A 22,714-nucleotide genomic window follows, 5' to 3' on the forward strand; every position below is an offset into this window, starting at 1 on the left:
TCAATCGGGTTCGTCGTCGTCCTCGCCGCGGAGCAATCTTTCCGGGTGGTGGAAGATATTGGTGCGGGGGCGGCCTGTGTCCAGGCGCGGTGGCGGGATCCATTCGTTATGACCCCGGGCGTTCTTGCGGGTGGTCCAGCCGCCGGCGCGTAGCAGGCGGTGGTGGGGTCCGCAGGCGAAGGTGAGGTTGTTGACGTCGGTGGTGTGGCACTTGGCGTAGTCGGTGATGTGGTGAACTTCGCAGTAATAGCCGCGCACGGTGCAGCCCGGGGCGCTACAACCACGGTCCTTGGCGTACAAGACAATTCGCTGGCCGGGTGAGGCCAGGCGCTTGGTGTGATAGAGCGCCAGCGCCTTGCCTTTGTCGAAGATCGCCAGATAGTGATGGGCGTGGCGGGCCAGACGGATGACGTCGCTCATCGGCAGGATGGTGCCCGCGCCGGTCAGGCCGCGCCCGGCGGCGGATTCCAGCTCGGCCAGCGTGGTGGTGACCACGATGGATGCCGGTAACCCGTTGTGCCGACCCAGTTCTCCGGAGGCGAGCAGAGCCCGCAGGGCGGTGTTGAGTGCGTCGTGGTTTCGCTGGCCCGCTGACCGCGGATCGTGCTCGATGGCGTCCTGGGTGGGTGCGTCATCCACACAGGGCCTGTCGTCGAGGGGGTTGCACATGCCGGGGGCGGCGAGTTTGGCCAAGACGGCTTCCAGCGTGGCGCGCGCTTCGGGCGTGAGCCAGCCGCGCAGCGCCGACATGCCGTCGGCCTGTTGGTTACCCAGCGTCAGGCCGCGCTGACGCGCCCGGTCCTCGTCGGTGAAGGTGCCATCGGGATTGAGGCAGTCGGCGAGCGCGTTGGCCAGCCCGGCCAGTTGTTCGGGGCGAAACCGGCTGCCCTCCTTGGCCAACCGCGCCTCAGCCTGCTCGCGGGTTGTGAGGTCCACCCAGCCGGGGAGCTGGTGGTAGAACTTGCGGATCACCGCGACCTGACCGGCGCCCAGCGTGCCGTCGCGTTGGGCGGCCGCGGTGGCGGCCAGGGCGGGTGGGATCGGTTCGCCGGTCAGGCCGTGGCGCGGGCCTAGGTCGCGTGCCTCTTTGATGCGCCGGGAGGCTTCGGTGCGGCTGATCAGTGTGGCCTCGGCGATGGCTTGGACCACTGTGCCGCCGAGTTCGAGGGAGGGGGCTTGGCGGGCAAGGGAATTGATCAGTGGATGCTCGACGGCCGGGATGCGCCGGCGCTGCTTTTCGCAGCGCTGTAATACCGCCAGCTGTTGCTGCGGGTCGAGCGCGTCGAGGTTCAGCGCGCAGGCTCGATCCCAGGCGGCATCGAGCGCGTCGAATACCGCCTCGACATCCTGCTGGCCACTTGAACTCACACCGTCAAACTAACCGCACCCACCGACAAAATCGGCCGCTCTGTGGCCACCGAAACCAAAGTGACACAAGGGGTTACAGAAGCTAAGTAGGATCGGGTCGCCGCTAGTCGCGCTCGGGCGGATTCGTCGCGTACACCCACGACAGGAATCGAGCCACGGCCTCCGCGGACCGATGCGCCCGCGGGGAACTGAAGATGTCGAAAGCGTGTTGGGCGTGCGGTAATTCGGCGTATGCGACCGGGTTCTTGGACACCCCGCGCAGTTCCCTGACGAACTCTTCGGCCTCGCCGACCGGGATGAGCGAATCGTCGTGGCCGTGCAGGACGAAGAAGGGCGGCGCGTCGGCGCGCAGCCGCCGGATCGGCGAGGCGTCGACGTAGACGTCGCGGTGCGTGGCGAATTTCTTTTTGACAACGAACTTTTGGAGTAGGTCCACGAATTCGCGACGGCCTTCGCCCTCGGTGGAGAACCAGTCGTAGCGCCCGTACACCGGCACCGCGGCGACCACCGAGGTGTCGGCGTCCTCGAAACCGGGCTGGAATTTCGGGTCGTTGGGCGTCAGCGCCGCGAGCGAACACAAGTGGCCGCCTGCGGATCCGCCGGTGATCGCTACGAAATTCGGATCCCCGCCATAGCGGGAGATGTTCTCCTTGACCCAGGCCAGCGCGCGTTTGACGTCGACGATGTGGTCGGGCCAGGTGTGCCGCGGCGACACCCGGTAGCCGATCGACACGCACACCCAGCCGCGGGCGGCCAGGTGGCTCATCAGCGGATAGGCCTGGGGGCGGCGCATCCCGATCACCCAGGCGCCGCCTGGCACCTGCAGCAGCACCGGCGCCTTACCGTCGCGCGGCAGATCGTGGCGGCGCCAGATGTCGGCGAGATTCGCACGCCCGTGCGGACCGTAGGACACCACGTTGGTCTTCTCGACGTAGCGGCGGCGCGCGATGGTGTTTCCCAGCGGCAGGGTGCGCCGTCCGCTGCGCCTCGGTTCCGTCTGGGGCAGCTTGCTCAGCGCGTCTTCGTAGTCGTCGCCCAGTTGGTCGCGCAGCCCCGCCTCCAGCACCGGGCCGGGCGTGGTGATGCCGCGATACTTGATCACGGCCAAGATGGCCCAGGACGCCACCGTCACGGCCGCGGCGGCCTTGCCGCGCCGCCCCGCGAAGTCGCCGCGCCGCGCCCGCCGCAGCGCGTCGAGCAGCGAGGCGGAGAAGTACACGCCGGGCACCTCGGAGGCCGGCCAGCCGAACCAGAAGACCAGCACGGTGCTGTAGCCCTTGCGGGCCAGCGGGCGTAATCCGTTGGCGGCGTTGGCCAACTCGACCAAGGCCCGCGCGAGTGGCCGCGGTTTGCGAAGGGTCCGAGCCAGCCGCATCAGCCGTTGACCCGCGCTTGCAAATCGGCGCGCAGGATCTTGCCGGTGCTGCTGCGGGGCAGCTCGTCGAGCACGGTGATGTCGCGAGGGGTTTTGTAGTTGGCGAGGTTCTCCCGCACGTGCGATTTGAGCGCCTCGGGAGCGGCGGCCGCTTCGAGCGTGGCGCCGGGCTCCAGCACCACGAACGCCGCCAGCCGCTGCCCGTACTGTTCGTCGTCCACGCCGATCACCGATGCCTCCGCCACGTCGGGGTGTGCCGCCAGGGTCTTCTCCACCTCGATGGGGTACACGTTCTCGCCGCCGGACACGATCATCTCGTCGTCGCGGCCGACGACGAACAGGCGACCCGCCTCGTCCAGATAACCCACGTCGCCCGATGACATGAAGCCGGCGTGAAAGTCCTTGGTGCTACCCGAGGTATAACCGTCGAACTGGGTGTTGTTGCGCACGTAGATGCTGCCGACCTCCCCGGTGGGCAGCTCGTTGAAATCCGGGTCCAGGATCCGGATTTCGGTTCCCCCCGCGGGCCGGCCCGCGGTATCGGGTGCGGCCCGCAGGTCGGCCGGGGTGGCGGTGGCGATCATGCCCGCCTCGGTGGCGTTGTAGTTGTTGTAGATCACGTCGCCGAACGCGTCCATAAATGCGATGACCACGTCGGGTCGCATCCGCGATCCCGATGCCGCCGCGAATCTCAGGGACCGGCCGCTATAGCGGCGTAGCACCTCGGCGGGCAACTCCATGATGCGGTCGAACATCACCGGGACCACGGCAAGCCCGGTGGCCTGGTGGCGATCGATGAGATCCAGCGTGGCCTCGGGGTCGAACTTGCGCCGGGTGACCACGGTGCAGGCCATGGACGCGGCGAAGATCAGCTGGGAGAAACCCCAGGCGTGGAACATGGGCGCGACGATCACGATGTTCTCCTCGGCCCGCCACGGCGTGCGATCCAGAATCGCCTTGAGCGTGCCGATTCCGGCGTTGCCGCCGGTTTGGTTGGCGCCCTTGGGTGTTCCGGTGGTACCGGAGGTGAGCAGGATCATCCTGCCCTTGCGGCCGGAGCGCCGCGGCTGTTGCCCGGCGTGCTCGGCGATCATCGTCTCGACGGTGAGATCGTGGTGCCCGTCCGTCCACGCCACGATGCGGCTGGCGTCTGGCTTGTCGGCCAGCGCGCGGTCCACCGTCGGGGCGAACTCCTCGTCGTACACCACGGCGTCCACGCCCTCGCGGTTGACCACCTCGGCCAGCGCGGGCCCGGCGAACGAGGTGTTGAGCAGCACGACGTCGGAGCCGATCCGGTTGACGGCCACCACCGCCTCGACGAAGCCGCGGTGGTTGCGGCACATGATGCCCACGACCTTCGGCTGCCCGCCGGGCAGGTGCTGTAGCGCGGCGCCGAAGGCGTTGATCCGTTCGTCGAGCTCCCGCCAGGTCAGCGTGCCGAGTTCGTCGATCAGCCCGGCACGGTCGGGGCAGCGCTGCGCCGCACCGGCGAATCCGACCGTCATGCCCATGCCCTCGCGGCGCATGGCCGCGGCCATCTTGAGGTAGCGGTCGGGCCGCATCGGGGCGATCATGCGGGCGCGGCGCAGCGTGGCGATCAGCCCGAGGGTCTCACTCAACGGATTCGGCATCGCTCAGCCCAGGATCGGGAAGCGACGCTTGGCGGCCAGCTCGGTCAGGGCCTCCTGCATCACCGACCGCACGTACTCGTCGACTTCGTCGACGTCGGGGTCGTCGCCGAACTGCTTGGTGATGTCGATGGGCTTCAGTACCTGAGTCACGATCTTGGTGGGCAGCGGCAGGTTCGGCGGGATCACCGCGCTCAGGCCGAAGGGGAAGCCGAACGACAACGGCAGAATCGCGCTGCGCAGCAAGCGTTTGATGCCCAGCCGCTCGGCCAACCAGGTGCCCCGGGTCAGATAGAGCTGGGTCTCCTGCCCGCCGATCGACACCGCCGGCACGATCGGGACGCCGGCCTCGATCGCCGTGCGGATGTATCCCTTGCGGCCGTTGAAGTCGATGACGTTCTCCGACAGGGTCGGCCGGTAGGCGTCGTAGTCACCGCCGGGAAACACGATCACCACGCCCCCGGATCGCAATGCCTGCGCCGCGTTCTCCCGGTTGGCGCGGATGTATCCGGTGCGCCGGAAAAGGTCTCCGGTGGGCCCGGTCATGAGGATGTCGTGGCTCAGCGTGTAGACCGGGCGGTCGTAGCCGAGTTTGTCGTAGAAGTGGACGCTGAAGATCGGGACGTCCATGGGGAACATGCCGCCGGAATGGTTGCCGACCACCAGCGCCCCGCCGGGCGGGAACGTGTCCAGGCCGTGCACCTCGGACCGGAAGTAGGTCTTCAGGACCGGGCGCATGACCGCCATCAGTCGCTGGGTCAAGCCGGGGTCGAATTTACCGATGTCCCCGCCGTCGGGTTTGCCGTTGTCGGTCACGTTCCTCCCTTGACGCTCGCGCGGGGCCGCTTCGCCGAGCCGAATCGATGGTAGCGACCTCCACGCGGCCGCCGTCATGGTGTTTGCGACTTCGCAGATCCGGAGCCGTGGCGTCGGCCGGGCACGGCCGCTGTCGTTACGGCGCCCTGTGCGCATCGCCGACCAGGATCGGGACACCCTGGACGTCCTGATCGACAAGCTTCGCCGGCGATTCGTCCGCCCGACACCGGCCGAGGCGCGACCGGTGGTCCGCCGGGACACCCCGGGCATGCGCGGCCCGTCCGCCCGGTGGTGCCGATACATTCGATGGGCCAGCTGGTTTCTAGACAGGAACGAGGCCGCCCATGGGATTCATGTCACCGGAACTTCCGGACGTCGACCACACGACCTGGCCGACCTTGCCCCGGGCCACCCGACTGCAAGTGGTGACGCGGCATTGGGCGGAGCACGGCTTCGGGACACCGTACGCGGTGTATCTGCTGTACCTGCTCAAGATAGCCCTGTACATCGTCGTGCCGGCCGCGGTCATCTCGGTTACGCCCGGGCTCGGCGGCCTGGGCCACATCGGCGACTGGTGGACGCAGCCCATCGTCTACCAGAAGGTCGTCGTCTTCACGCTGCTGTTCGAGGTCGTGGGCCTCGGCTGCGGATCCGGGCCGCTGACCGGGCGGTTCATGCCACCGATCGGAGGCATCCTTTACTGGTTGCGGCCCAACACGATTCGCCTACCGGCCTGGCCCGGCAGGGTTCCGTTCACCCGTGGCGACAACCGCACCGTCGTCGACGTCGCGCTGTATGCGATCGTTCTGATCGGCGGGGTGTGGGCGCTGCTGGCGCCCGGTCACGGCGGGCCGGTGACCGCCGCCGGCGACGTCGGCCTGATCGACCCCGTCCGGGTCATCCCGACGATCGTCGCCCTGGCGCTGTTGGGACTGCGCGACAAAACGACCTTCTTGGCCGCCCGCGGCGAACATTATTGGCTGAAGCTGTTGGTCTTCTTTTTCCCGTTCACCGATCAGATCGCGGCCTTCAAGATCATCATGCTCTGCTTGTGGTGGGGCGCAGCGACTTCCAAGCTCAACCACCATTTCCCGTACGTGGTTGCGGTGATGACGAGCAACAACGCGCTGCTGCGGCCCAAGCTGTTCACCCCGATCAAGCACCTGCTCTACCGCGACCACGTCAACGACCTACGGCCCACCTGGTTGCCGAAGCTGATGGCTCATGTCGGCGGCACGACAGCGGAATTCATCGTTCCCACGGTTCTGGTGTTCGTCGCCGGCGATCAACCGTGGCGCTGGTTCCTGATCGGATTCATGGTGGTCTTCCACCTCAACATCATCTCCAACCTCCCGATGGGAGTGCCGTTGGAGTGGAACGTGTTCTTCATCTTCTCGCTGTTCTACCTGTTCGGGCACTACGGCGGGATTCGCGCCACCGATCTTTCCTCGCCGGTGCTGCTGGCGCTCGTGCTGGTCCTGGTGGCCATCGTGATCGCGGGAAACATGTTCCCCGAAAAGATTTCGTTCCTGCCGGCCATGCGCTACTACGCGGGCAACTGGGCCACCAGCCTGTGGTGCTTCCGGGCGGGTGCCGAGGAGAAGGTCGACGCCGACGTCGTCAAAAGCTCCGCGCTCGTGGTCAATCAGCTGGCCCGGCTCTACGGCCCGGAGACCGCCGAAGTCATGGCGGACAAGGTGGCGGCGTTCCGCGCGATGCATATTCACGGCCGGGCACTCAATGGCCTGTTGCCGCGGGCGATCGGCAACGAGGCCGACTACAAGGTGCGCGAGGGCGAGGTGGTGGCCGGGCCCCTGGTCGGGTGGAACTTCGGTGAAGGCCATTTGCACAACGAGCAGCTGCTCGAGGCGGTACAGCGGCGCTGCAACTTCGCCGACGGCGACCTTCGCGTGATCGTCCTCGAGGGTCAGCCGATCCATATCCAAAAGCAGTGGTACCGCATCCTCGACGCCAAGACCGGATTGATCGAGGCGGGCTACGTGACCATCGAGGACATGGCGTCGCGTCAGCCGTGGCCCGAGCCGGGTGACGAATTTCCGGTTCACCTCACCACGCAACCGATCCTTCACGGAGAGTCGTGACGACCGCGGTGGTCGTCGGTGCCGGACCCAACGGTCTGGCCGCGGCGATCCGGCTGGCCCGCGACGGCGTCGACGTCCACGTGCTGGAGGCGCGCGAGACCGTCGGCGGCGGAGCGCGATCCGGTGAGCTGACGGTGCCCGGCGTCATCCACGACCACTGCTCGGCGTTTCATCCGCTGGGCATCGGTTCGCCGTTCTGGAAGCAGCTGGACCTGCAGCGCTATGGGCTCGCCTGGAAGTGGCCGGAGATCGATTGCGCCCACCCACTCGACGACGGGACCGCCGGGGTGCTGTACCAGTCGCTCGACGCGACGACGGCAGGCATGGGACCCGACGCCGCCCGGTGGCGCCGTGCGGTCGGGGACCTTGCGGCCGGATTCGACGCCCTGGCCGAAGACCTGCTGCGCCCCGTGCTCAACCTTCCGCGTCACCCGGTTCGCCTCGCCGCCTTCGGGCCGCGCGCGGTGCTGCCGGCCACCGCGATGGCCCGGTGGTTTCGTACCGAACAGGTGCGCGCGCTGTTCGGCGGATCGGCCGCGCACGTCTATACGCGCCTGGACCGCCCCCTCACCGCGTCGCTCGGGCTGATGATTCTCGCCAGCGGCCACCGATACGGGTGGCCGGTCGCCGAGGGGGGATCGGGTTCGATCACCAAGGCGCTCACCGTCGCCCTCCAGGAGCACGGCGGCGCCGTGACCACCGGAGTGACGGTGACCCGCCGCAATGACATCCCCGACGCCGACATCGTCATGCTCGACCTGACTCCGGCCGCGGCGCTGAAAATCTATGGGGACGCCATGCCGGGGCGCGTAAAACGCTCTTATGAGCGCTACCGCCAGGGCTCCTCGGCGTTCAAGGTCGACTTCGCCGTCGAGGGCCACATCCCGTGGAAAAATCCCGACTGTGGTCGCGCCGGCACCGTCCATCTGGGCGGTACGTTCGCCGAGGTCGCAGACACCGAACGCCAACGCGCGCAAGGCAAGATGGTGCGGCGGCCCTTTGTGCTCGTCGGGCAGCAATACCTGGCCGACCCCTCCCGGTCGACGGGCGGTATCAACCCGATCTGGGCCTATGCGCACGTGCCGTTCGGCTACACCGGCGACGCCACCGCCGCCGTCGTCGACCAGATCGAGCGCTTCGCCCCGGGATTCCGCGACCGCGTCGTGGCAACCGTCAGCAAGGGCACCGCGGATCTAGAGGCCTACAACCCCAACTTCATCGGCGGCGACATCATCGGCGGCGCCAACGACGGGCTGCAGGTCATCCTGCGGCCGCGCATCTCCGTGAACCCGTATGCGACCGGTGTGCCGGGCGTCTACCTGTGTTCGCAATCCACGCCGCCGGGGGCGGGCATTCACGGCTTGTGCGGGTACTACGCCGCCGAGGCGGCGCTGAAGGCCCTGAGGCGGCCGCGTCTCACCCGGTGATGGGCTTCAAGTCGCCGTTCGGCTTCAGAAGGGCGAAATCATTTGCCAGGTCCCGCAATTCCGCGTCAAGAAGGCGGTGTCACTCGCCCGAATTGTGACTTCCTGCGGATTTCTGGTCTTGTTGCTATCGATAACGTCGCTCGTATCAGGGCTGCGCAGCCGCGCCCAATAACACTCGGTCCCACCAGCGTTGTGATACTTGCCCACCGGGATATCGACCCAGACAAGGTATGTGCCGTCATTGTCGATGACTGCCCAATTTGTGCCATTAGCGCCGATAACGGTCTTGGTGGCCGGCGATGTCGGCGGTGTGCGAACCACCGATTGAGTGATGGCGGGCTTCGCCGGGCTGCTGGTGATCGCGGTCGAGGCCGTGGTGTGCGTGGCATTTCCGCACCCCGCAAGCAGTATCGCGGAAGCGGTGAATGCGAGGCGCTTCATGCGTGGGAATTGTAAATGGCCCGAGCAGCTGTCGGCGGCTTTTGCCGCAAAGCGGAAGGCCGCTCAGACAATGCGCAGGACTAAGCTTTCGCGGCCATTTTCCGCACCGAACTGCTTGGGCGCAATCGCCGCTTAGGGTTGGACGCGCATCTCGTAAAAACGCAGTCGCGCAACAACGTCGGCCTGACCCAGCGCTGGAGCACGGCCGATACCGAGGGTGTGCGCGTGGATCTGCAAATTCGTGTTGTCCACCGACGCAGGGACATTGACGAGAAAAGGTTCGGCGGCGTTGGCGGCGATGAGGCGGTAGGCGACCCCATCGAGCACGACGGTGGGAACGGTCAGGGGAGCAACGGTTCCTTGGAAGAGCCGGTCGATGACTGTCGGCGCCAGATCGATCCCCACCAGCACAGCCATGTCCGGTCCGCTCGGCGCAGGAATAGTGACCGCCTCGTTCCCGCGGATGGACACCTGGGACACGGGAGCGGGTGGCGCACAGCGCGAGCCCGTGTGGGCGAAGAGTGCCCAGCGGTTCTCGTTGTCTTTCACCGTGTAGTCGCACAGCAACGCGCGTGAATATCGGGGAGACTGCTGCACCCCGAGACGGCCGTCAATGGTGCCGGTCGCGGGGGACGTCGGCGATCGCCAGGACAAGATGAACCGGGGTCCGGCGGCCATTGTTTGGCTGTTCAGGTCGTCGAGGCTGGGCATGTAGGCCTGGTGGGCCTGGAATATGGGTGCTGGGCGCCATGCCATGCCATAAGCCCACGCGGCCGAGGCCTCGTCAGGGTCAATGTGGACCGTTTCCGACCCGATGGTTTTGACGAACCGTTCCGGCACGGCATAGAGGGCCCGCTGGCGTGCTTTGGCCTGATCGATGCGCTTGCCGAACTTGCCAGGAGTGGCGAGCGTGAGCAGCCGGTCGACCGCTTGCCCGGGCGCTTGGACTGCGGCGACGATCCGGTCATGAGCGTGATCCCCTGTCGCGGACAGGACGGCGCGTTCTGCGCCGAGCGCTACGACGACTACCGCTACCGCGAGGACTACGAAGACGCGGCGAGCAATTTTGGAGAGTGGGGTGATCGCTATCCCGACGACGATGAGGCCAAGCAGGAGGAAAAGATGCGCTGGGCGCCCGACGGCGCTGCGGTCGGTGATCAACGTCACCAGCGTCACGAGCACCACGAAACTGCGGGAAATCCCGGCTTGCGCGCGGGCGTACATCACCCACAGCGCCGCTATCCACGCGAGGCTCATCACCACGGCGATGATGGTGAATGCGCTGAGAGGCAGCGCCATCCCGTCGCTGTAGCCCGACACTATGGCCGCCCCATACCTCAGCCAGGTCGGCAGGTCCTGCGGCCGTTGGCCGGCGAGCACCCACCAGACGAGGGTGGACATCGCGAACGCGGCCAGCGTTGCGCAGTGGCGGCCGATCTCCTTCCACCCGAGTAACAGCGAAGCGGCCAGCGCGATGGCCACGATGGCGATGCCGGTGTTGACCTTCACGAGCAGCTGAAGCCCTGCCACAGCGCCGAGCGCGCAGCAGGTGGTGAACACCGTCGAACGCGTAGGGCCATGCTGCAGCATTGGCACGGCCGCCCATACGAATGCCGCGAGAACGAGCAATTCTGGATACTTCAGTCCCGGATTCAGCCAGAACTCGATGTAGAGGACGGCGGTCACGCCGGTCGTGAAGAACGCGCCCAAGAGCGACGTCATCGGCGCGTGGCGCTGGCGGAGCGCTGCTGTGATGCCGAGGAACAGGGCGGCGAGCACGAGTGGCTGGTAGATGGAGGCGAGCAGCGACTGATCGAACGAGTAGTAGGCCGTGCTCTGCAGAAACCCAAGGGGTCCGTACGTGTACACGATTTGGGGGCCCCAAGCGAGATGGTGCATCCGGGCCAAGGCCAGGCCGGCTTCCCACGACTGATCTAGCCCGATGCCGGCGTCTACCGACGATTGGGGCCAGAGAATGAACGAGGCGATGGCCGCCGAAAGGACTCGCTGCCAGCGGGCAGCACCCCACGCCGGCGCCCTCATCAGGTCCTGACCGAACGTTCTCATCGGTACAAAAGCCGATGCCATTGCGGCAAATTATCAAAACCTCAGCCGCAAGTGTGGCATTGCTGCGGGGAAGTCGCCGATGGCCGGGGCCGGCAACTGGGGTTTTGCCGCTCGTCGACAGCGCGTCGCGGGTCGGGCGGCGCAGGGCGACGACCCAGGACTGTTACCGGCCCAAGGAGCGTTGTTGCTACTGATCTAGGCTGACCAGAGGCATTGCGCAGCGGACATGCTGAAGGCACAGCGAAGACGACTCAGGAAAGACAGGGAGAAATCAAGTGACGGTCCGAGTAGGTATCAACGGCTTCGGTCGAATCGGGCGGAACTTCTACCGGGCCTTATTGGCTCAACAGGAGCAAGGCACCGCTGACATCGAGGTGGTCGCGGTCAACGACCTCACCGACAACGCCAGCCTGGCGCACCTGCTGAAATTCGACTCCATCCTGGGCCGCCTGCCCCACGACGTCGGCCTCGAGGGTGACGACACCATCGTCGTCGGCAGCAAGAAGATCAAGGCGCTCGAGGTCAAGGAAGGCCCGGCGGCGCTGCCCTGGGGCGACCTGGGCGTCGACGTCGTCGTCGAGTCCACCGGCATCTTCACCAACGCCGCCAAGGCCAAGGGCCACCTGGACGCGGGCGCCAAGAAGGTGATCATCTCCGCGCCGGCCACCGATGAGGACATCACCATCGTGCTGGGCGTCAACGACGACAAGTACGACGGCAGCCAGAACATTATCTCCAACGCTTCGTGCACCACGAACTGCCTCGGCCCGATCGCCAAGGTCCTCAACGACGAGTTCGGCATCGTCAAGGGCCTGATGACCACCATCCACGCCTACACCCAGGACCAGAACCTGCAGGACGGCCCGCACAAGGACCTGCGCCGGGCGCGTGCCGCCGCGCTGAACATCGTGCCGACCTCCACCGGCGCCGCCAAGGCCATCGGCCTGGTGCTGCCGGAGCTGAAGGGCAAGCTGGACGGGTACGCGCTGCGGGTGCCGATCCCCACCGGCTCGGTCACCGACCTCACCGCCGAGCTGCGCAAGTCGGCCACCGCCGACGAGATCAACGCCGCGATGAAGGCCGCCGCCGAGGGGCCCATGAAGGGCATCCTGAAGTACTACGACGCGCCGATCGTGTCCAGCGACATCGTCACCGACCCGCACAGCTCGATCTTCGACTCCGGCCTGACCAAGGTGATCGACGACCAGGCCAAGGTGGTGTCCTGGTACGACAACGAATGGGGCTACTCCAACCGCCTCGTCGACCTGGTCGCCCTGGTCGGCAAGTCGCTGTAAACCGTGGCCGTCCACGATCTGAAAGACCTGCTCGCCGAAGGGGTTTCGGGGCGCGGCGTGCTGGTGCGCTCCGATCTGAACGTGCCGCTCGATGACGGCAAGATCACCGATGCCGGCCGCATCACCGCCTCGGTGCCGACACTGAGGGCGTTGGTCGACGCCGGCGCCAAGGTGGTGGTCACCGCGCATCTGGGGCGGCCCAAGGGTGCGGCCGACCTGAAGCTGTCACTGGCGCCTGTCGCCGCGGCGCTCGGTGAGCAGCTCGGCCGGCACGTGCAGCTGGCCGGCGATGTCGTGGGCACCGACGCGCTCGCGCGCGCCGAGGGGCTGACCGGCGGCGACATCCTGCTGCTGGAGAACATCCGCTTCGACGCCCGGGAAACCAGCAAGGACGACGGCGAACGGCTGGCACTGGCCCGACAGCTGGCCGAATTGGTCGGGCCGACAGGCGCTTTCGTCTCCGACGGCTTCGGCGTGGTGCACCGCAAGCAGGCCTCCGTGTACGACATAGCCACCCTGCTGCCGCACTACGCCGGCACGCTGGTGACCCAGGAGATCCAGGTGCTGGAGCAGTTGACGAGCTCGACGGAGCGGCCCTACGCCGTGGTGCTCGGCGGGTCCAAGGTCTCCGACAAGCTCGGCGTCATCGAGTCGCTGGCGACCAAGGCCGACAGCATCGTCATCGGCGGCGGTATGTGCTTCACTTTCCTTGCCGCGCAAGGGTTTTCGGTGGGCAAGTCGCTGCTGGAAGAAGACATGGTGGAGACCTGCCGGAACCTCCTCGACACCTACGTCGACGTGCTGCGCCTGCCCAGGGACATCGTGGTGGCGGAGAAGTTCGCGGCCGACTCACCGCCGCAAACCGTGTCGGCCGACGCCATCCCGGACGACATGATCGGCCTGGACATCGGGCCGGATTCGGTCAAACGGTTTACGGCGCTGTTGTGCAACGCCAGAACCCTGTTCTGGAACGGCCCGATGGGCGTGTTCGAGTTTCCCGCCTTCGCCGCCGGCACGAAGGGTGTCGCCGAGGCCATCGCGGAGGCGACCGGCAAGGGCGCGTTCAGCGTGGTCGGCGGTGGCGACTCCGCGGCCGCGGTGCGCGCCCTGCGCATCCCGGAGGGCGATTTCTCCCACATCTCCACCGGGGGCGGCGCGTCGCTGGAATACCTTGAGGGCAAGACGCTGCCGGGCATCGAGGTGCTGAGCCGGCCCCAGCCAAGCGAAGGAGACGCGTGAGCCGCAAGCCACTGATCGCCGGCAACTGGAAGATGAACCTCAACCACTTCGAGGCGATCGCGCTGGTGCAGAAGATCGCCTTCGCGCTGCCGGACAAGTATTACGACAAGGTCGACGTCACGGTCCTGCCGCCGTTCACGGATCTGCGCAGCGTGCAGACCCTGGTCGACGGCGACAAGCTGCGGTTGACCTACGGCGGGCAGGACCTGTCCCAGCACGACTCGGGCGCCTACACCGGCGACGTCAGCGGCGCCTTCCTGGCCAAGCTGGGTTGCACGTTCGTCGTCGTCGGGCACTCGGAGCGGCGGACCTACCACCACGAGGACGACGCGGTGGTGGCCGCCAAGGCCGCCGCGGCGCTCAAGCACGAATTGACCCCGATCGTGTGCATCGGCGAACACCTCGAGGTCCGCGAGGCGGGAGATCACGTCGGCCACTGCGAGGAGCAGCTGCGCGGCTCGCTGGCCGGGCTGTCCGCTGAGCAGATCGGCAAGGTCGTCATCGCCTACGAACCGGTGTGGGCCATCGGCACCGGGCGGGTGGCCAGCGCCGCCGACGCCCAGGAGGTGTGCGCGGCGATCCGCAAGCAGTTGGCGTCCCTCGCGTCGCCAGAGATCGCCGACGGCGTGCGGGTGCTTTACGGCGGATCCGTGAACGCCAAGAACATCGGCGAACTGATCGGCCGCGACGACATCGACGGCGGTCTGGTCGGGGGCGCGTCCCTGGACGGCGAGCAGTTCGCGACGCTGGCGGCGATCGCCGCCGGTGGGCCGCTGCCCTGAGAACGACTCCGCCCCGGTAGGCTGGCCGTCATGCAGTTGGCTTTGCAGATCACCCTGGTCGTCACCAGCATCCTGGTGGTGCTGTTGGTGCTGCTGCACCGCGCCAAGGGTGGCGGCCTGTCCACGCTGTTCGGTGGCGGCGTGCAGTCCAGCCTGTCCGGCTCCACGGTGGTGGAAAAGAACCTGGACCGGCTGACGTATTTCATCACCGCCATCTGGCTGGTGTGCATCGTCGGCATGGAGCTGATGATCAAGTACCGCTGACTGCGGCGATCCCGCGCGGTCACAGCGCGGCGGCGAGCCTCCACAGGGCTTCGCGGTCTGCCGAGGCGGACCGGTCCAGCGGGCTGAGCACGATATCGGTGGCTCCGGCGTCACGGTAGCCGCGCAACTGGCGCGCCACAGACTCCTCGGGCCCGACCGCGGCGAGGTCGACGACGCTGGTGAGACCTTCTCGGGCGATCACGTTGCGGTATGACGGGATGGCCTCGTAAAAGCTGAGCTGTTGGGCGGCGGTGGCGCGGGCGCCCTCGACGTCATCGGACAACAGCACGGGCACCGCGGCGATGACGCGCGGCGCCGGCCGGCCCGCCTCGGCCGCCGCCTTGGTGATTTCCGGGACAATGAATTCTCCCAGTGTGCGGGGCCCGGCCAGGTAGGGCAGCGTCCCGTCGGCCAACTCGCCGGTGACCCGCAACGCCTTGGGGCCCATCGCCGCCACATACACCGGGATCGGGCTGCCTCCGGGCACCTGCACCGGCCAGGTGGGGCTGGCGTGCAGTTCGCTGCCGTGAAAGTCCACGCCGCCGGTGTGGAACACCGAGGCCAGGATCGTCAGGTGCTCGCGCAGTCGGGTGATGGTGTTGGGGAAGTCGGTGCCGAAGGCCGAGCGCTCCACCTGGCGGGCGCCCAGTCCCAGCCCCAGGCTGAAGGTGCCGTGCGCGGCGGCCTGCGCCGTTTGCGCCAACGACGCGACGATCAGCGGGTGACGAGGGTTGATCGGCACCACCGAGGTGCCCACGCCCAGCCCCGGCACGGCGGCCCCGACGAGCGCGGCGAGCGCGATGGCGTCGTAATTCTGCTGCTGCGGCAGCCACACTTGCCCGACCCCGAGCTCGTGGGCTCGTTGGGCTTGGGCGATGACGTCGTCGACCAGGTTGGGGGCATCGGGACGGGCCATGAGAATGATTCCGGTGGACATGTCCGCAACCAACACGGTCGATCGGCCGGTCATTCCTGCCGAATCACCGTGATCTGAGCTGCTGGGCGCCATGGTGATTCGCGGCTGCGGGTGATCCCCGACGGGCGGACGCCGACGTCCGCATCGATACTTGGTCACATGGTTGACGCATCCGAGGGCACGCTGGAACCGATCGGCGCAGTGCAGCGCACCCCGGTGGGCCGTGAGGCGACGGAGCCCATGCGGGCCGACATCAGGTTGCTGGGCGCCATCCTGGGCGACACGGTCCGCGAGCAGAACGGGGACGAGGTGTTCGAGCTCGTCGAGCGGGCCCGGGTGGAATCGTTCCGGGTGCGCCGCTCCGAGATCGACCGCGCCGAGCTGGCGCGGATGTTCTTTCGCATCGACATCCACCAGGCGATCCCGGTCGTCCGGGCGTTCAGCCACTTTGCGTTGCTCGCCAATGTCGCCGAGGACATCCACCGCGAGCGCCGCCGGGCGATCCACGTCGCCGCCGGCGAAGCGCCGCAGGACAGCAGCCTGGCCGCCACCTACGCCAAACTCGACCGGGCGCAACTGGATTCGGCCACGGTCGCCGGTGCATTGAAGGGCGCGGTGGTGGCCCCGGTCATCACCGCGCACCCCACCGAGACCCGCCGGCGCACCGTCTTCGTCACCCAGCACCGGATCACCGAACTGATGCGGTTGCGGGCCGAGGGCCACACGGAGACCGACGAGGGCCGCAACATCGAACTCGAGCTGCGCCGCCAAGTCCTCACGCTGTGGCAGACCGCGCTGATCCGGTTGTCGCGGCTGCAGATCACCGACGAGATCGAGGTGGGGCTGCGCTATTACGCCGCCGCGTTCTTCCGCGTGGTCCCGCAGGTCAACGCGCAGGTGCGCGACGCGCTGCGGGCCCGCTGGCCCGGCGCCGACCTACTGAACCAGCCGATCGTGCAGCCCGGGTCCTGGATCGGCGGTGACCGCGACGGCAATCCGAACGTGACGGCCGACGTGGTGCGCCAGGCCACCGGCAACGCCGCGTTCACCGCGCTGGCGCACTACCTGGCCGAGCTGACCGCCCTGGAACAGGAGCTGTCGATGTCGGCGCGCCTGGTGGCGGTCACCCCCGCATTGAGCGAGCTGGCGCAGGGCTGCGAGGAGAAAGCCCGCGCCGATGAGCCCTACCGGCGCGCGGTGCGGGTGATCCGCGCCCGGCTCACCGCGACGGGCGCCGAGATCCTGGACCGGCGACCGCAGCACGGGCTGGACCTGGGGTTGCCGCCTTACGCCGCCCCGGGGGAGTTGCAGGCCGATCTGGACACCATCGATGCGTCGCTGCGCGCGCACGGGAGCGCCCTGCTGGCCGACGATCGCCTGACGCTGTTGCGAGAAGGCGTGCGGGTCTTCGGTTTTCATCTGTGCGGCCTGGACATGCGGCAAAACTCCGACGTGCACGAGGAGGTGGTCGCGGAGCTGCTGGCCTGGGCTGGCGTGCATGCCGACTACCGTTCGTTGTCCGAAGGCGACCGGGTCGAGCTGTTGGCCGCGGAGCTGGCCACCCGCCGTCCGCTGGTCGGCGACCGCGGGGTGGGGGTACCGCCCGCTTGCGGGGGACTGTCCGAGCTGGCCGACAAAGAGCTGGGCGTGGTCCGCGCGGCCGCCCACGCGATCGCGCGCTACGGGCCGCCCGCCGTGCCGAACTACGTGATCTCCATGTGCCGGTCGGTCTCCGACGTCCTGGAAGCCGCGATCCTGCTCAAGGAGGCCGGCCTGATCGACACCTCCGGGGACGCGCCGTACTGCCCGGTGGGCATCTCGCCGCTCTTCGAGACGATCGACGATCTGCGCAACGGCGCCACGATCCTGCACGAGATGCTCGAGCTCCCGATCTATCGCGCGCTGGTTGCCGCGCGCGACGACAGCCAGGAAGTGATGCTGGGCTATTCCGACTCCAACAAGGACGGCGGGTATCTGGCCTCCAGCTGGGCGGTGTACCGAGCCGAGCTGGCCCTGGTCGAGGTGGCGCGCAAGACCGGAATCCGGTTGCGCCTCTTTCACGGTCGCGGCGGCACCGTCGGCCGCGGTGGCGGGCCGAGCTACGAAGCCATCCTGGCCCAGCCCCCCGGGGCGGTGAACGGTTCGCTGCGGCTCACCGAACAGGGCGAGGTGATCGCCGCGAAATACGCCGAACCGCAAGCGGCGCAACGCAATCTGGAGACTTTGCTGGCCGCCACTCTGGAGTCCACGCTGCTGGACGTGGAGGGATTGGGAGATGCCGCCGAACCGGCGTATGCGGTGCTCGACGAGGTGGCCGGGCTCGCGCAGCGCGCCTATGCCGAATTGGTGCACGAGACACCGGGTTTCGTCGACTACTTCATGGCGTCCACGCCGGTCAGCGAGATCGGGTCGCTGAACATCGGCAGCCGGCCCACCTCGCGCAAACCCACCGAGTCCATCTCGGACCTGCGCGCGATCCCGTGGGTGCTCGCCTGGAGCCAGTCACGCGTCATGTTGCCCGGCTGGTACGGCACCGGGTCGGCGTTCGAGCAGTGGATCGCGGCGGGCCCGGAAGGCGAGAGCGAGCGGGTGGACATCCTGCACGACTTGTACCAGCGCTGGCCGTTTTTCCGCAGTGTGCTGTCGAACCTGGCCCAGGTGCTGGCCAAGAGCGACCTCGGGCTGGCGGCGCGCTACGCCGAACTGGTGGACGACGAGGAATTGCGGCACCGCGTCTTTGACAAGATCGCCGACGAGCACCGGCGAACCATCGCCATGCACAAGCTCATCACCCGCCAGGACAACCTGCTCGCCGACAACCCGGCGCTGGCACGTTCGGTGTTCAACCGCTTCCCGTACCTCGAGCCGCTCAATCACCTGCAGGTGGAGCTGCTTCGCCGCTACCGGTCCGGCGATGACGACGAGTTGGTGCAGCGCGGCATCTTGCTGACGATGAACGGGCTGGCCAGCGCGCTGCGAAACAGCGGCTGATTACCCGCGATTCGGTCATCGGGCCGGGCCGCTCACGAATACCCTGGATCGACGCGACGCCGACCAAGGAGACCAGTGAGCGGATCCGGACTACCCCTGTGGCTACTTCTGGTTTCGGTTGTCGCGGTCGCGATTGCCATCGCGGTTGGCACCGTCTGGCTGGGAAATCGCATCCTGCCGACGCGGCGGTACGGGCAGCAGCCGAATCCGCCGATCGCCTCGTTCCTCACCGTCGTCGGATTCATCTACGGTGCCCTGCTGGGCTTCACCGTGGTGGCCACCTGGGAACACTTCTCGTCGACGCAGGTCGTCGTTTCCGGCGAGGCGTCGGCGCTGACGACGATGTATCGGCAAACCGTCGCGATGCCCGAACCCGAGCGCACCGAAGTTCAGCAGCTGTTGCGCAAGTACGCCGGCGCGGTGGCCGGCCCGGAGTGGAACAAACAGCGCAACGACGGCGCGCGCGCCGCGATCACCCGGATGTATCGCACCGTCGGCCGCCAGCAGCCCAACGTCGCGGCCAAGCCGATCAATCAGCAATTTCTCAACCAGCTCAGCGAGCTGGCGTCCGACCGTAACGAGCGGATCGTGGGCACCAAGCCCCGGATACCCGCCCTGATGTGGGCGGGCCTCATCTTCGGAGCGGTTGTGCTGGTTGCGTTTACGGGTCTGCTGCGGATCGGCAGCACGGTCGGTCACGTGATCGTGTCGGGGACCGTTGCGGTTCTGCTGGGTCTGCTGCTGTGCGTCGTGTTCCAGCTCGACCACTCGTATGCGACCGATCAACGGATTACGTCCGGGCCGTTTCAGCACGCCTTGGACATCTTCGATTCGGTCGACAACGACAGCCGCTACTTCCCGCGCTGAGCGTCGACGTTGCGGGCCTTCGCGAGCTACCTCAGCCCTTCAGCAGCTCGCCGACGTGCGCGGTGACCGAATCGGTGAGGCCTTGCAGGTCATAGCCGCCTTCGAGCACCGCCACCAACCGGCCGTCGCACAGAGTTTCGGCTGATGCCATCAATTCCCTTGTGACCCAGGCGAAGTCGGCGGCCGTCATGGTCAGTGAGCCGAGCGGGTCACGTGCGTGGGCGTCAAAGCCGGCCGACACGATGATCAGCTCGGGCGAAAACGCCTGCAGCGCAGGCAGGATTCGATCCTGAAACGCCGCGCGCAGTTCGGCTCCGCCATCACCCGGCGCCAGCGGCGAATTGAAGATGTTGCCGACGCCGGTTTCCCGCACCGCACCCGTCCCGGGGAACAGCGGCATCTGATGCGTGGACGCATAGAGCACACTCGGGTCGGAGTAGAAGATCTGCTGCGTGCCGTTGCCGTGATGAACGTCGAAATCGACGATCGCGACCCGCGCCAGCCCATGCTTGAGCTGTGCATGACGCGCGCCGATGCTGATGTTGTTGAACAGGCAGAAGCCCATGGCGCGCTCGGTCTCGGCATGGTGGCCCGGCGGGCGGCTGGCGACGAACGCGTTCTGCGCGTCGCCGGCCAGCACCCTGTCCACGGCCTGCAGCGTGGCGCCCACGCCGCGCAGCGCCGTCTCCCACGACGAGGGCTCCATCATGGTGTCGCCGCCGTCGAGGTAGACGTACCCGTCGTCGGGTCGCGCGGCTTCCAGAGCGTCGACGTAGCGATTGGAGTGCACGTAGCGCGTCGTCGCGAGGTCGGCGGGCTCGGCCTCCTCGCGCACCAGGGCGTCGAACTGCGGCCGGCTCAGCGCAGCCTCCACCGCACGGTAGCGGTCCGGCCGTTCCGGGTGGCCGGGGGCGGTCCGATGGGCGGCGAAGGCGGAGTGGTGCAGCAGCAACGTGGCCATCGAAAATCCTTATTTGTTCGGCTACTGCACGCTCCGGTTGCGCAGCCTGTCCACGAAGCCGCGTACCGCGTGCTCGGTGATCGCCAGCGGAGAAATCATGGTCTCGCCCACCCGCACCATGTCGTCGACCCGCGCGACGATGGCCTCCACCGGTTCGACCAGCGCGATCAACCGCTTGGCCAGGTCGTCGAGGCTGGCCATCGTGCCGTCCAAGTGATCCAGGCCGGTTTCCAGCCGTTCCACGGTGGCGTTCAGGCTGGACAGGGAACTGCTGAGCTCCTTCATCGTGGTGCTCAAACCGTCGAGGACGTCCTCGACCTGCTCCACGGTCTTGTCGGCGTTCAGCGCGGCCTGGGTGAGCGTTTTGATCCGGCTTCGCTCTTGCCCCCCGCGCACGGTTCTGTCTGCCATGTGGGTCATTATGCGCCACGAGCGTCACGCCAGCGTGACCTCCAACGCCGAACGTCACGCCAGCGTGACGCGCGGCGCCGGCGTCTAGCGGGGCAGCTTGGCCGCGGCGGCCTCGTCGAGCAGCCACAGCGTGGTGTCCTGACCGACCGCGCCGGCCGCCGGCACCGACACTGGTGCGGCCCCGCCGATCGCGGCGGCCACCGCGTCGGCCTTGCCGCCGCCGGAGACCATCAGCCAGACTTCGCGGGAATGGGCAACGGCGGGCAGCGTCAAGGTGATTCGCTGCGGCGGCGGTTTGGGGGAGTCGTCGACCGAGACCACCATGCGGGTGGTTTCGAGCACGGCCGGGGTGTCCGGAAACAGCGAGTTGATGTGCCCCTCGGGGCCCATCCCCAGCAGGTGCACGTCGAAGTTCGGAACCGGCTCGCCGGGCGCGGCGTTGGCCGCCAGCAGCTGCTCGTAGGCCAGCGCCGCCGCGGCGAGGTCATTGCCGAATTCCCCATCGCTGGCCGGCATCGGATGCACCTGGCTGGACGGGATGTCGACGTGGGAGAGCAGCGCGGCCCGGGCCTGCTTGTCGTTGCGCTCGTCGTCGTCCTCGGGGACGTAGCGTTCGTCGCCCCAGAACAGGTGCACGGACGCCCAGTCGATCTCTCGTCCCACCAACGACTGCAGCAGTCCGATGCCGTTGCCGCCGCCGGTGAGCACGATGAGCGCTCGCCCCCGCGCCGCCACGGCGTTCGCGATGGTATCGGTCAGGCGCGCGGCGGCGGCGTCGACCATGGTCTGGCTGTCCGGGAAAATTTCGATGCTGGTGCTCACGCGTACTGCACTTTCTCAATGCCTTCGAGTGCTGATTGGTATATCTCGTCGGGATCCAGACGACGCAGGTCTTCGGCGAGGCACTCACCGGTTTCCCTGCGCGCCAGGGGGAGTAGGGCGTCGGGTCGGGCCGTCCGGCTCAACGTGGCCGTCCTTCCTTCCTGCGGCCGGCTCAAGACGATGGTCTCGCTCTTGCGCACCAGCTCGATCTTGAGCTCGCCGACTGCCCGGCGCACCGGGCCGTCGATCCGGCTGGCCAGCCACCCCGCCAGGACGTCCAGGGCGGGCTCGGTTGCCAGGCCCGACACCAGCGCCGACTCGATCGGTTCGTGCGGCGTCAGGTCCACGGCCGAGGTGAGCAGCGCGCGCCAGTAGGTGATGCGGGCCCAGGCGAGGTCGGTGTCGCCCGCGGTGTATCCGGGCAGCCGGCTCTTGATGGCCGCCAGCGGGTCGACGCCGTTGGTCGCGTCGGTGATGCGTCGAATGGCCAACCGCCCCAACGGATCTTGCGCGGGGACCGCCGGCGCGACGTCGGGCCACCAGACCACCACCGGGATGTCAGGCAGCAGGAAGGGGGTGACCACGCTGGCGGCGTGGCCGGACAGTGGCCCGGACAGCGAAAGCACCACGACTTCGCTGGCGCCGGTGTCGCCACCGGCGCGCAGCTGCGCGTCCAGGCGCGGTTTGTCCGCATACGGATTGCCCCTCATCGTCACGATGATCCGGCTGGGGTGCTCATGGCTGGCGTCGTTGGCGGCTGCCAGCGACGCCTCCAAGATCTCGTCGCTGTCCGGCGCGATGATCAAGGTCAGCACCCGGCCCATCGCGACGGCGCCGACCTTTTCACGCAATTCGTCGAGCTTCTTGTTGACCGCCGTGGTGGTGGTGTCTTCCATATCGATGATCAAATTGCGCCACTCTCCCCCGCACGCGGGAGGTGCC

At 67.6% G+C, this 22,714-nt stretch carries 19 protein-coding genes; 8 read left to right on the forward strand and 11 right to left on the reverse strand.

Annotation, left to right across the window (positions count from 1 at the left end; all coding sequences use genetic code 11):
- From AC5Y4T_RS13945 to AC5Y4T_RS13960, 4 genes are all read right to left on the reverse strand, one after another.
- Window positions 1-1,368 (reverse strand): HNH endonuclease signature motif containing protein, encoded by a 1,368-nt coding sequence (locus AC5Y4T_RS13945; protein ID WP_499953798.1) that lies wholly within the window; start codon window positions 1,366-1,368, stop codon window positions 1-3.
- Between the two features lie 103 nt (window positions 1,369-1,471).
- Window positions 1,472-2,743: an alpha/beta hydrolase gene (locus tag AC5Y4T_RS13950; RefSeq protein ID WP_499953801.1), complete on the reverse strand. Its 1,272-nt coding sequence runs from the start codon at window positions 2,741-2,743 to the stop codon at window positions 1,472-1,474.
- Window positions 2,743-4,374, reverse strand: coding sequence for an acyl-CoA ligase FadD12 (fadD12, locus tag AC5Y4T_RS13955; protein WP_499953803.1), 1,632 nt, complete (start codon window positions 4,372-4,374; stop codon window positions 2,743-2,745). The genes AC5Y4T_RS13950 and fadD12 overlap by 1 nt, the downstream gene beginning before the upstream one ends.
- A gap of 3 nt (window positions 4,375-4,377) precedes the next feature.
- Complete coding sequence (locus AC5Y4T_RS13960; protein WP_499953941.1) at window positions 4,378-5,118, reverse strand: lysophospholipid acyltransferase family protein; 741 nt, start codon at window positions 5,116-5,118, stop codon at window positions 4,378-4,380.
- Window positions 5,119-5,531: 413 nt separating this feature from the next.
- On the opposite strand from AC5Y4T_RS13960, the gene AC5Y4T_RS13965 reads away from it, so the two are divergent.
- Both AC5Y4T_RS13965 and AC5Y4T_RS13970 read left to right on the forward strand, forming a co-directional pair.
- The gene (locus AC5Y4T_RS13965) at window positions 5,532-7,289 is read left to right on the forward strand and encodes a DUF3556 domain-containing protein (RefSeq protein ID WP_499953807.1); all 1,758 of its coding nucleotides are present in this window, start codon (window positions 5,532-5,534) and stop codon (window positions 7,287-7,289) included.
- The gene (locus AC5Y4T_RS13970; protein WP_499953809.1) at window positions 7,286-8,716 is read left to right on the forward strand and encodes a phytoene desaturase family protein; all 1,431 of its coding nucleotides are present in this window, start codon (window positions 7,286-7,288) and stop codon (window positions 8,714-8,716) included. Before AC5Y4T_RS13965 ends, AC5Y4T_RS13970 begins: the two co-directional genes overlap by 4 nt.
- 24 nt (window positions 8,717-8,740) lie before the next feature.
- On the opposite strand, the gene AC5Y4T_RS13975 is transcribed toward AC5Y4T_RS13970, so the two are convergent.
- Both AC5Y4T_RS13975 and AC5Y4T_RS13980 read right to left on the reverse strand, forming a co-directional pair.
- Entirely contained in the window at window positions 8,741-9,157 is a 417-nt protein-coding gene (locus tag AC5Y4T_RS13975) for an Rv1352/Rv1906c domain-containing protein (RefSeq protein WP_499953811.1), read from the reverse strand.
- Between the two features lie 132 nt (window positions 9,158-9,289).
- Window positions 9,290-11,200 carry a hypothetical protein gene (locus AC5Y4T_RS13980; RefSeq protein WP_499953815.1) on the reverse strand — a complete coding sequence of 637 codons (1,911 nt, stop codon included), beginning with the start codon at window positions 11,198-11,200 and terminating at the stop codon, window positions 9,290-9,292.
- 299 nt (window positions 11,201-11,499) lie between these two features.
- Here AC5Y4T_RS13980 and gap point away from each other — a divergent pair, with 299 nt between their 5' ends.
- Genes gap through secG form a run of 4 tightly spaced genes read left to right on the forward strand, consistent with a single transcriptional unit; the run spans window position 11,500 to window position 14,804 of the window.
- Window positions 11,500-12,519, forward strand: a complete 1,020-nt coding sequence (gap, locus tag AC5Y4T_RS13985; protein WP_499919743.1) for a type I glyceraldehyde-3-phosphate dehydrogenase — start codon at window positions 11,500-11,502, stop codon at window positions 12,517-12,519.
- A 3-nt stretch (window positions 12,520-12,522) separates the two neighbouring features.
- On the forward strand, window positions 12,523-13,758 hold the full coding sequence (locus AC5Y4T_RS13990) for a phosphoglycerate kinase (RefSeq protein WP_499953818.1): 1,236 nt from the start codon (window positions 12,523-12,525) through the stop codon (window positions 13,756-13,758).
- Complete coding sequence (gene tpiA / locus AC5Y4T_RS13995) at window positions 13,755-14,540, forward strand: triose-phosphate isomerase (RefSeq protein ID WP_499919745.1); 786 nt, start codon at window positions 13,755-13,757, stop codon at window positions 14,538-14,540. The genes AC5Y4T_RS13990 and tpiA overlap by 4 nt, the downstream gene beginning before the upstream one ends.
- Window positions 14,541-14,570: 30 nt before the next feature.
- Window positions 14,571-14,804, forward strand: a complete 234-nt coding sequence (gene secG / locus AC5Y4T_RS14000) for a preprotein translocase subunit SecG (protein WP_064879356.1) — start codon at window positions 14,571-14,573, stop codon at window positions 14,802-14,804.
- 19 nt (window positions 14,805-14,823) lie between these two features.
- On the opposite strand, the gene AC5Y4T_RS14005 is transcribed toward secG, so the two are convergent.
- Window positions 14,824-15,741 carry an LLM class F420-dependent oxidoreductase gene (locus AC5Y4T_RS14005; protein WP_499953943.1) on the reverse strand — a complete coding sequence of 306 codons (918 nt, stop codon included), beginning with the start codon at window positions 15,739-15,741 and terminating at the stop codon, window positions 14,824-14,826.
- Window positions 15,742-15,879: 138 nt separating this feature from the next.
- Between AC5Y4T_RS14005 and ppc the strand changes: the two genes are divergently transcribed.
- On the forward strand, window positions 15,880-18,711 hold the full coding sequence (ppc, locus tag AC5Y4T_RS14010) for a phosphoenolpyruvate carboxylase (protein WP_499953823.1): 2,832 nt from the start codon (window positions 15,880-15,882) through the stop codon (window positions 18,709-18,711).
- Window positions 18,712-18,786: 75 nt separating this feature from the next.
- Window positions 18,787-19,578, forward strand: coding sequence for a bestrophin-like domain (locus tag AC5Y4T_RS14015; protein ID WP_499919747.1), 792 nt, complete (start codon window positions 18,787-18,789; stop codon window positions 19,576-19,578).
- 31 nt (window positions 19,579-19,609) lie between these two features.
- On the opposite strand, the gene AC5Y4T_RS14020 is transcribed toward AC5Y4T_RS14015, so the two are convergent.
- From AC5Y4T_RS14020 to opcA, 4 genes are all read right to left on the reverse strand, one after another.
- Window positions 19,610-20,539, reverse strand: a complete 930-nt coding sequence (locus AC5Y4T_RS14020) for a histone deacetylase family protein (RefSeq protein WP_499919748.1) — start codon at window positions 20,537-20,539, stop codon at window positions 19,610-19,612.
- A gap of 21 nt (window positions 20,540-20,560) precedes the next feature.
- Window positions 20,561-20,959, reverse strand: a complete 399-nt coding sequence (locus AC5Y4T_RS14025) for an ATPase (protein WP_499919749.1) — start codon at window positions 20,957-20,959, stop codon at window positions 20,561-20,563.
- 75 nt (window positions 20,960-21,034) lie between these two features.
- Window positions 21,035-21,772 (reverse strand): 6-phosphogluconolactonase, encoded by a 738-nt coding sequence (pgl, locus tag AC5Y4T_RS14030; protein WP_499948871.1) that lies wholly within the window; start codon window positions 21,770-21,772, stop codon window positions 21,035-21,037.
- The gene (gene opcA / locus AC5Y4T_RS14035; RefSeq protein WP_499919843.1) at window positions 21,769-22,680 is read right to left on the reverse strand and encodes a glucose-6-phosphate dehydrogenase assembly protein OpcA; all 912 of its coding nucleotides are present in this window, start codon (window positions 22,678-22,680) and stop codon (window positions 21,769-21,771) included. Before opcA ends, pgl begins: the two co-directional genes overlap by 4 nt.
- Between the last annotated feature and the right edge of the window lie 34 nt (window positions 22,681-22,714).

This window comes from Mycobacterium sp. NGS11 (assembly GCF_059813315.1).